The following is a 10,185-nucleotide window of genomic DNA, read 5'->3' as shown; positions in this document are numbered from 1 at the left end:
AACCATGGAATAATTGCTGATGTATCTAAACCGCCAGAATAAGCGAGAACTACCTTTTTTACTTTACTCATTTGAATATTTCCTTTCATCAATACTTAGGAATCGTTACACAATAACTTGCGCTAAGGAATCATTACACAATAACTTGCGCTAAATTGTTTTCAAAAAGCCTGAAATGACGGGTTATTTTGAAAACAAAAGCGCAAGTAATTTTGAAGCCGATCCTAAATTGTTTTCAAAAAGCCTAAAATGACGGGTTATTTTGAAAAAAAAAGCGCAAGTAATTTTGAAGCCGATCCTTATTTGTTTATTAACGTCAACATGATTGCGTTTTGTATGTGCATTCTATTTTCTGCTTGATCAAAAATCAATGAAGCAGGGCCATCCATTACTTCCGAAGTAATATCCAGTCCTCGGTGGGCAGGTTGGCAATGTAAAATATGTTTGATACCTGTACTATCTAATAACTCTTGGTTAATTTGGTAAGGCATAAACTTAGCTTTAATTTGCTCAAGCGGTGTATCGTCACCCATTGAAAGCCAAGTATCACCATAAACAACGTCATAGCCTTTAATATCTTCAATACTATTCGTGACCGTGATCGAACCACCGTTTTTAGCTGCGATATCCTGTGCTTGTTTGAGAATTTGTGCATCAGGGCTATGACCAATGGGACAAACCGCCGTTACCGTTGCACCTAAAATAGCACCGGCAATAAACAGAGAATGAGTCACGTTATTACCGTCTCCGATATAAGCTAGTTTCACTTTAGAAACATCATCATAGTTTTGTGCGATAGTCAGGAAGTCTGCCATGCCTTGGCACGGATGATAGAGATCACACAGAGAGTTTATAACAGGCACTGTTGAGTACTGTTGCATTTCAAGCAATGTTTTATGGTCGTAAACTCGTGCCACAATACAATCCGCCCAACGTGAAATATTAGCAGCAAAATCTCTGACATCTTCACGGCTTCCCATTGCCCCATTTGTTTGGTCTAAATAAACGGCGTGGCCACCTAATTTATTAATGCCAATATCAAAACTAACACGCGTGCGTAACGATTGTTTTTCAAACAGTGTAACAACGCTTTTTCCCGCCAATGCTTGCGCATATTTTGCTGGGTTTGCTTTTAGATCTTTACCCAGTGCAATCAAGTCTAATGCTTGTTGCTGAGTCATCTCAAAACCCGTTAATAAATTTTTCATCGTTAACACCCTATTTTATTACTTTTGTTCCCACCGCTTGTCCAGCAAGCAGTGACACTAAATTTTCTGGATTTTTCCAACTGGCTAACATCACATGACCTAATTGGTCCGCCGCTTGTAGCGCTGCTTTTACTTTCACCGCCATGCCATCTTTGATAACATTTTGTGCAATAAGTGTATCAGCTAATTGGGTGTTTAACTCAGGAATAATTTGTTTCTGTGCGTCCCATACCCCATCAACATCCGATAAAAAAACTAACTCGGCATGCAACAGTTTACAGAGCGTAATCGCGGCTTGATCTGCATTCACATTATACAAACGTGCATCTTCACCAATGGCAATCGATGAGATAACCGGTAAAAATCCACCCGCTAATAAATGATTGATGAGTTCGGGTTTATTAGGCGCGCAAATACCCACGGCGCCGAGATCCGGATCCATCTGTTTAACCGTACAGCTAAAGCCATCTGCTAACGATAAACCGACCGCAGAAAAGCCGGCCTGTAATGCTTTTGCCATTAATAATTTATTAGATGTTCCCGCTAATGCACCCACCACATAACCAATTTGATCAAAGGGGGTAATACGTAGGCCATCTTTCTTTTCGCTTTTGATGTTCATCTTGCTTAAAACATCTTCGACTATCACACCACCGCCATGTACAAGTAACAATGGACGTTTTTCTTTTTCTAAATACGTAGTTAATGCTGAAAATAGGTTAGTCAGTGCTTGTTCATTTTCAAGTACTGCACCACCTAACTTAATTAATAAAGGTTGTTTCATTACATAACGCTCTTTTATAAAAGTGATGTGGTGATTGCAAAACCAAAACGAAGATTAATACATTGTATCGCTTGAGAAGAAGCCCCTTTAAGCAGGTTATCAATGGCACTAAACACCACTAAATCTTCGCCTTCCATCGCCCAGCCTAAATCACAATAAGGTGTGCCCACTACATTTTTAAGCGCAGGTAACGTGCCATCCATTAAACGTACAATAGGTTGGTTTGCATAGGCTCTTTGGTAAGCTTGATTTACTTGCTCTGCAGTCACACCCGCTTTTAACACCACATTAATGCTTGCTAAAATGCCACGCTTAAAACTACCTAAATGTGGTGTAAAAACAACGGGTAACCCTAAATGCTGATCAATTTCAGGTTTGTGACGGTGATTAAACACCGCATACGGTTGCAGGCTCACTTCACAGAAGCTACTTGCCACGTTTGCTTTACGTCCAGCGCCACTTACCCCGCTGGTTGCATTAATCGTGGGTTTATAGTTTTCTTTAATTAACCCAGCTTCTGCTAATGGTTTAAGTGCGGTTAATGAAGCTGTTGTATAACAACCGGGTACGGCAATAAGGTCGGTACCTTTAATGGCTTCTGCATTCCATTCCGCTAAACCGTAAACCGCTTTTTCTAACAGTTCAGGGAACTGATGGGTGAAGCCATAAAATTGCTCATAAAAACCAGCAGATTGAACACGAAAAGCACCTGAAAGATCAAAAACAACCGTGTCTTCCGCTAAAAATAGTGGCGCTAAATGATGACTCACTTCATGTGCGGTCGCTAAAATAACAATATCAATACCTGCACAAGCGCGTTTAATACCACTATTAGCCAGTGGTTGTAGTGGCAAATCAACAACACCAACTAAGTTGCCGTATAACGCAGATAATTTTTTTCCTTTATCTAAGCTACCTTCAGAAACATATAAACCTGCTAATTCAATCTCTGGGTGGCGTGTCAGAAAATGGGCTAATTCAGCACCCGTGTAACCACTTGCGCCAACAACGATCGCTTTTAACATAAAAAAATCCTGTTTTGAAAATAGTAAAATTTAGAAGACGGTATTATAAGAAAAAGAAGTAAATAAGGAAACGCCTTAGAGCGCTTATTGTAATTACAAATGACTATTTATGCAATAAACATGAATAAATATTTAACTTTAAAGGTGGTAGCGCTATTTATTCATAGTTATGTTTATTAAAACATAACTCACGCTTTAACTATCAATAGGTAAATGAACATTAAGATTAACATTTGCGCGGATAAAACATTAAATATTTAATTTTATGGGAACGGGCTAAGTTACGCGGTGCCATTGAAGTAATCACAGTGCTCTATTTATTGTGTAGGCCCACTGAATTTAAGGACTCACCGTTTTAGGAGTCCTTAATACACATTACCAGATAAGTTGATTATTAGAGAGATAGACCTCTTTTTGTAATGCCTCTTGACCATCATAAAACCACACTTCGACTAAAAATGAGGGTTGCTTATTAAGGACAACAAAACTACTTTCAAACTCCCCCTGCTGTAAATTCCCCGCGATAATACGACTACTTGCATCGGGATAATAACGGCCCGAGGGGAGTTGTTGATAATCACCATAAACAGAGATATAAGCGCGTTCTGTTGTATATTCAGAAAGTGAAAGTGATACCTGAATTGATTGTTTATTGGTAAATGAAAAATCTTTTGCCGCCACTAACTCTTGCATGGTTAGTGTTGCCTGAGTGCTCACGGCAGCTCCTAGAGCATTATCTATAATAACAACGGGAATCACGGGATCCGTATCAACAGAAGTATCAGTATTTGAGCCCCCGTCACCACCGCCTCCCCCTCCACAGGCTGTCACTAACAAACTTGCTATAAATAGACTTGATATTCTCTTCGTTAAAGTCAGCATAATTTTACTCCGCTAATTCATTTACACTTGAAAACAAGTTACTGATGACGGCTTGTTCGATGTTAAACCAATTACTTTGCTGTGCACCTTGTGTTTCTACAAATTCTTGAAACTGCGGATAAGCACTTAATAATGGTTTTCTTTCTGATGGCCATTGCCATTGGTCGCCCACCTCTAATGCCCAAGGCAGGTTATTACTATTACGGAAATATCGTCCAATGGCCGGATCACTATCATCGTCGCCTAAGCCAAAAAACGCGGTATTAAATTTTTCTGTGGGCGCATGGTCCACGAGATGGATCTCTACTGAACGCCCGGGGTGACTGCTAAACGTTTCTCCATAATAGAGCCCTTCGGTCGCAAAAATAAAGGGGTCAAAGGGGGGTAAACCTATGCGGTTGGCATCCACAGGATTGATAAGTGGGATACTAATTTCAAAATCAAAAGATGAGGATTGCTGACAGTTTTCTTCACTGCGGAAGTATTTACAAATACTACTGACATGTTTCCACAGGTCTTGGCTAATCACCACCACTGCTTGGATATTATCGGACTCTAAAATTTCGTAGCTAGTGGCACCATTTTGACCGCTGTATTGTTGTTTTACATCGTTATGTAATAAACGTAATGTCTGTCTATTCACATTTTCCGTTAGGATATTCGGAAAATGCACCGCAAAACCGCTACGGTAATCCCCCCCTAATGCTTGTAATTCACCAAAAATATCAATACGTACCACGTGATTATCACGTATCACTTCAACGGTGCGGTAACGCATCACCACATCATTCATATCGTAATCATCACTGATTGGCCATTGATCTTCATAGGCTAAGGTTACCCAACTACTGGCGCTTGGATAATAGCGATAAGTTAAACCCGATTCATTAATACTGATCGGATGATCTTCAACCTCACCACTACTACTTCCGCCAAAAAACGCTAAACCACTTTGTTTACTAAAACGAAAACGACTCCAACTATTACCCGCGACTGCATCATTCGGTACGCGGTAGACTAGATTATTATTACCAGAAACTAAGGTGATATCATTGAAAACATGCTCATTATCATCGTTAAAATCTCCGTCACCATTCCAATCAAACCACGCATTTAAAATACCGGTATTGGAAGCATACAAGCTAACCACAGAATCCAGTCCTATCTCTAAGGCAGTCACAAAATTAACACCATCTTCATCATCAAAACTAGTGCTATTAAACTCGCTACTATCGTCAGAGTCAGCACCTATATAACCGTCGTAGTCACCATCGGGAGCATGCAGGCCCAAATAGGTTTCACCATCGAGTAAATGACGCGGGCCATTGTCTGCTAGCAATGTTTGGTAACTGCTCGGTGCATCGGAAAAGTCAATATTAGAAGGTACATCAACGTCAATTAATGGCGCGCTCGCACAGCGTGCACCATCGTTTTGACTCGAACTCGGGCCGTTAGCAAAAATAACCGCAGTGACATCGAGATCAGTTATTTGCAAAGCACTATTTGCATCGGTTAGCGCGGATAAATCAATGCGATAAATTAACCCATCTTGATTACGCGATAAATAAAAGTAGCCATTAACATCAAAGTACATGGCACCGAAGGTACCCGTTTCACCGGTGTCTCCTAGTGCAATGGTATTGCCATTACCGGGATCAATTTGATAAAGAATACCGCTTTTATTATCGACACCATAAAGTTGTTGGCTATTAGGATGAAAAGCAAAGTCAGTCAGTTTTACGGTGCTTGTTGAAGTTATTTTTATCGCGATTAGCGGCGCATTAACATCTGTATCTAAGGGGCTTAAATCAACACGGTATAAACCGACATTGGTGCGGTATAAATAATAATAATGATTAGCGACATCTCCGACAAAAAATGAAGTATCCACAGGCAGACCCGATAAATTAAGTGTGCTGACTTTAAAGTCACTGCCCATCCGTACCATTTGTAAATGAGTGGTATTAAAACCATATAAATACCTGTCTTGCTCATCAAAACCCAAGCCATTAATATTAGCAGCAATGCCTGGATCACTTTGCATAAGAGCATAATTCCCCGTGACCAGATTAACCCCGTAACTACTCACGGGATTGCCTTGAAATAAAAAGGCTTTGCTTGGGCAGGTGCTAAAGGGATCTGCTGTGACGGGTACAGTAATCATTAACAACAACCCAAAGATCACCTGCAGTAGTCTATTAGTGAAGGCCTCTGTATTAACACTGCGTATATTAAGACAGTGATTAACTTGGACATTATAATTACCCTGCATAATACGACTCCCACCAGCTGCTGTTATATCTCTATATCTATACATACACAATTTGTGTGCCAACCCTGTTTTAAACATCTAACGGCACGCCAGCAGCCCTAATGACAGGGGCCACGCTAAATACCGCCATGTTTGTCGAAGCTAAAAAGAGGCCTTTCAATATAAAAATTGCATTTTGCAACGCGCAATGCATTGCAGCTTGGAGTATTTGTTTGCGGAGTACCAATGAATATAAAATTTATGCTTATAAAAAAGCCTGCGAGCTGGCTATTACTGCGCTAGTAAGAGCCCGAGAGCTATTAACTCTGCTTGGCACTAAGTATGCAGATTACCTCTTATTGAACTTATTAATCATCATTCTGACGGGTATGTTGCTAGAGGGGGAAGTAATGAAAAGTGCAAAAATCTGGATATTATTAGATAGTCGCCAAGCGGGTGGTATTGAATCGCATGTAGTGCAATTGGCACAGGGTTTACTTTCTCAACAAGTGAATGTTTGTGTTGTTTTTCTGCAAAAATATGGACCGCACCCTATCTATCAACAATTACAAGTCTTAGGTATTCACTACCAGATACTCAATGGGAAATTGAGTAGCCTCTATCAACAATTAAAAAAACAACGTCCGACTGTGCTTCATACTCACGGTTATAAAGCGGGGATTTTAGGCCGAGTGGCCGCTCGCCTGGCCAACGTGACTGTGATTAGTACCTATCACGCCGGTGAAATTAGTCAGGGGAAATTAGCTTTTTATGATTGTTTAGACCGTTATAGTGCTTTTATGGCCCATCATGTCTTTGCCGTTAGCCCCAAAATAGCCGCGCGTTTGCCTGGTAATACACAGGTCTTTGACAACTTTATTGATAATAGACAACTAGCAATGAGCTCAGGAAAACAAATTGCTTTTGTGGGGCGAGTCAGTACAGAAAAAGGACCGGATTACTTTTTACACATTGCACAGATGTTGCCTGCACAGCAGTTTCATCTTTATGGTGATGGGCCATTATTAACACAGTTACAACAACACACGCCAACGAATCTACATCTGCATGGGCAGCAGGATGATATGTCCAAGCTATGGCCTAAGATAGGATTATTAGTGATGCCATCTCGTTATGAAGGATTACCGATGGCGGCATTAGAAGCCATGGCCAGGGGTATTCCAGTGGCGGCTTTTAATGTCGGTGCTCTGCATAAACTGATTAATTGTGATATCAATGGCTGGTTAGTTGAGCCCGATAATGTGCAAATATTAACAGAAAAAATTAACTTATGGCTGACCTTCAGCCAACCACAAAAAAGCGCCTTGCAAGTGGCTGCCCAACAAAAAATTAACCGTCATTTCTCTAGTCGTGTGGCGATTCCTAAACTGCTCACTTTATATCAACAGTCAATCAGTCCACCTTCAGGGGACAAAGATAATAAAAAGAATTGCAGTCATTTATAAAGATACAACAGTGAAAATGCACACTTGGGGAACAATCAAACTGTTGCAATTTGCAACGCAGATTAAAATAAAAAAGAAATGACTTAGACAAAAATAATTAAAAACATCTAACAATACATTTAAAATCAGATAGATAGAACTTTGTTAAAAATTGGAACAGCGCTTGCTCCAGTAAAGCTATCAATTCATTGAATAGGCAAGGTTAATATGCGAAGAGATCAAAACACTGCTATTAAAAACATCTTATTCACTCATTACGGGGATAACTGGATAAGAGGTAGCGAACGTTGTTTGTTGGATTTAATGTCACATATCAACCAACAAAAATATAAACCTATCTTATGGTGTAATCAGCCGATGATGCAGCAACAAGCTGAGGCATTAGGTATTAAAGTCTACCGTACTGACTTTTCAATTTTATTAGGATGGCAAGCGCCACGCTTTAATGTTGTGCATTTTCTACGCCTAATCAAACAAGCTAAGCAACTGCTCACGGATCTAAAAATTGATTTAGTACATGCTAATAGTGCGGCACCTTGCCAATGGTTAAACATTGCCACACGCCAGTGTAATGTGCCTTTATTGTGTCAAATGCATGCAATCTATCCATTGCGAGATCGCTTAACACTCGGACTTTATCAAGTCAGTAAGGTCATCGCCGTCAGTGAGTATGTGATGGCGCCCTTCTATCAAGATAATCTGCCTGTTTCACGCAGGCAAGTAATTACTAATGGCATTGATACTGAGCGTTTATTATCCATGCCCTTAGTTAACTTACGCGCCACTTTAAATATCCCTAAGAATACTTTTGTTATTGCCTCCGTAGGTTCGCTAATCAAGCGTAAAGGTATGGATTTAATTATTGATGCCTTAGCACTGCTGGCTAAAAAACAGCTATTAATACATTTATTAATTATCGGTGATGGGCCAGAAAAAGAGGCACTAAAGAGGCAAATAAAACAACACGGTTTACAGCAACAGGTCACTTTATTAGGTGAGAAAAATAATGTCGTGGGCATATTACGAGGCACCGTAGACCTGTTTGTTTCAGGCGCTCGTGAAGAGGCCTTTGGTTTAGTCTTTGCAGAAGCGAATCTCGCAGGTTTAGCGGTTGTTGGACCGAATGTGGGCGGCATTAACGAAGTAGTGAGACACAATGAAACGGGATTGTTAGTTGAATCAGAAAATAGTGCAGCATTAAGTGAAACCATTGGTGAACTCTATTGTTCACCTGCCTTAAAAAATCGCTTAGCAAAAGCGGGTATGCAGCACATATTAAACAACTTTACTGTCGTGGCTAACGCTCAAAAATTTGAACAAACCTACCAGCAACTACTCAATGAACCCGAAGCATTTATCCCTTGGTATAAAAATACATCGGTATTGACCTCGCTGTACAACGGCTATCATCGATTCATAAAAAGAGGACAAAATCATGAAACATAAAATACATTTAGTGGTGATTGATGCGATTGCATTTAATGGTGGGTCTAAAGTCGCTACACAAAGCATATTGCGTCAACTTGATAGCGCTAAAGTGTCTATCTCGATACTCACTGCGGATAAACAGGCATGGACAAACCCTTCTATGACTAAAGTCCCTTTGTATGAGTTACCCTTTTTAGCCAATAAAGAACAAGGGCTGGCCTATTTTTTACGCCACTTTATTATTGCTATTAACTTATTATTATTACGTGTGCGATTAGGCCATATTGATATCACCGTAGGAGCGTCAGGGCCGGGTGTTGACCTTGCTATGTATATGCTGAAACCGTTATTAAAAACGCGTATTGTGCAGTTTATTCATGGTCCAGTGGCCACTTCTCGCACTATTTGTCGCTGTTTAAATCATGCTGAACAAGTTTATTATTTACACAGTACACGTGCTTCACTGCAAAAAGCGTTACAGATTTTTACACCGCTCTCTACAACCTTGCCAGCGCATTTTTTCCTGTTTGAAAATGGCCTATGTGATCAAAGTTGGCCAACACGTTGTCAAACTCATAGCCCAGTTATCTTTTGGGCAGCTTCATTATTAAAATGGAAAGGTTTAGATTTATTCGTTGAGGCATTAACAGGGATCGATGCAATGCAACGTCCTCTGACTCACATTTGTTATATCAAACCACAGTCAACAATATTAGCGCTCAGTGATGCCCCCGTGCCATTAACTAACGTGCATTGGTATGAAAGCCCCAGCAATTTGGACGAAGTACGTGCCCGCGCTAATATTTTTGTATCAAGCAGTGACAATGAACCCTTTGGCCTGTCTATTCTCGAAGCAATGGCAGCCGCAATGTGTGTACTTATTCCGGACGATGGAGCGTACTGGGATAACTTATTAGAAAATAAGGTTAATTGCATTAAGTACCGTGCGGGTGACAGCCACGATCTGCAACAAAAATTATTGATGTTAAGTAACGATTTGCCCTTGCTCACTAAAGTGGGTTTGCACGCGTCAAAATTAGCTTTAAATTATCGTGCTTCTACACAATACCAGTTCATTAAAAATAACATCGAAAAATTGTGCCTTGAAATCACAGTCCCGCATTTAGTGAATGGATAACAC

At 40.2% G+C, this 10,185-nt stretch carries 8 protein-coding genes; 3 read left to right on the top strand and 5 right to left on the bottom strand.

What is annotated here, in order from left to right; translation table 11 throughout:
* Positions 1-299: 299 nt before the first annotated feature.
* The 5 genes from G322_RS0106805 to G322_RS20090 all read right to left on the bottom strand — a co-directional run bounded on the left by G322_RS0106805 (position 300) and on the right by G322_RS20090 (position 6,063).
* Positions 300-1,208 (bottom strand): ornithine carbamoyltransferase, encoded by a 909-nt coding sequence (locus G322_RS0106805; protein ID WP_022941062.1) that lies wholly within the window; start codon positions 1,206-1,208, stop codon positions 300-302.
* A 10-nt stretch (positions 1,209-1,218) separates the two neighbouring features.
* Positions 1,219-1,992 carry an acetylglutamate kinase gene (gene argB, locus G322_RS0106800; RefSeq protein ID WP_022941061.1) on the bottom strand — a complete coding sequence of 258 codons (774 nt, stop codon included), beginning with the start codon at positions 1,990-1,992 and terminating at the stop codon, positions 1,219-1,221.
* A 14-nt stretch (positions 1,993-2,006) separates the two neighbouring features.
* Positions 2,007-3,017, bottom strand: a complete 1,011-nt coding sequence (argC, locus tag G322_RS0106795) for an N-acetyl-gamma-glutamyl-phosphate reductase (RefSeq protein WP_022941060.1) — start codon at positions 3,015-3,017, stop codon at positions 2,007-2,009.
* 375 nt (positions 3,018-3,392) lie between these two features.
* Positions 3,393-3,899 (bottom strand): hypothetical protein, encoded by a 507-nt coding sequence (locus G322_RS0106790; protein ID WP_156873925.1) that lies wholly within the window; start codon positions 3,897-3,899, stop codon positions 3,393-3,395.
* A gap of 4 nt (positions 3,900-3,903) precedes the next feature.
* A complete protein-coding gene (locus G322_RS20090) occupies positions 3,904-6,063 on the bottom strand; it encodes an LruC domain-containing protein (RefSeq protein WP_051143738.1) in 2,160 nt (719 codons plus the stop codon).
* 320 nt (positions 6,064-6,383) lie between these two features.
* Here G322_RS20090 and G322_RS20085 point away from each other — a divergent pair, with 320 nt between their 5' ends.
* From G322_RS20085 to G322_RS0106770, 3 genes are all read left to right on the top strand, one after another.
* On the top strand, positions 6,384-7,616 hold the full coding sequence (locus G322_RS20085; protein ID WP_211217135.1) for a glycosyltransferase family 4 protein: 1,233 nt from the start codon (positions 6,384-6,386) through the stop codon (positions 7,614-7,616).
* Between the two features lie 207 nt (positions 7,617-7,823).
* On the top strand, positions 7,824-9,062 hold the full coding sequence (locus G322_RS0106775) for a glycosyltransferase family 4 protein (RefSeq protein WP_022941056.1): 1,239 nt from the start codon (positions 7,824-7,826) through the stop codon (positions 9,060-9,062).
* The gene (locus tag G322_RS0106770) at positions 9,052-10,182 is read left to right on the top strand and encodes a glycosyltransferase family 4 protein (protein WP_022941055.1); all 1,131 of its coding nucleotides are present in this window, start codon (positions 9,052-9,054) and stop codon (positions 10,180-10,182) included. Before G322_RS0106775 ends, G322_RS0106770 begins: the two co-directional genes overlap by 11 nt.
* Positions 10,183-10,185 lie beyond the last annotated feature (3 nt).

The organism is Psychromonas hadalis ATCC BAA-638 (assembly GCF_000420245.1).
Lineage (GTDB): Bacteria > Pseudomonadota > Gammaproteobacteria > Enterobacterales > Psychromonadaceae > Psychromonas > Psychromonas hadalis.
The sequence above is the reverse complement of the archived record's forward strand: the minus strand, read 5'-3'. Positions and strand labels throughout refer to the sequence as shown.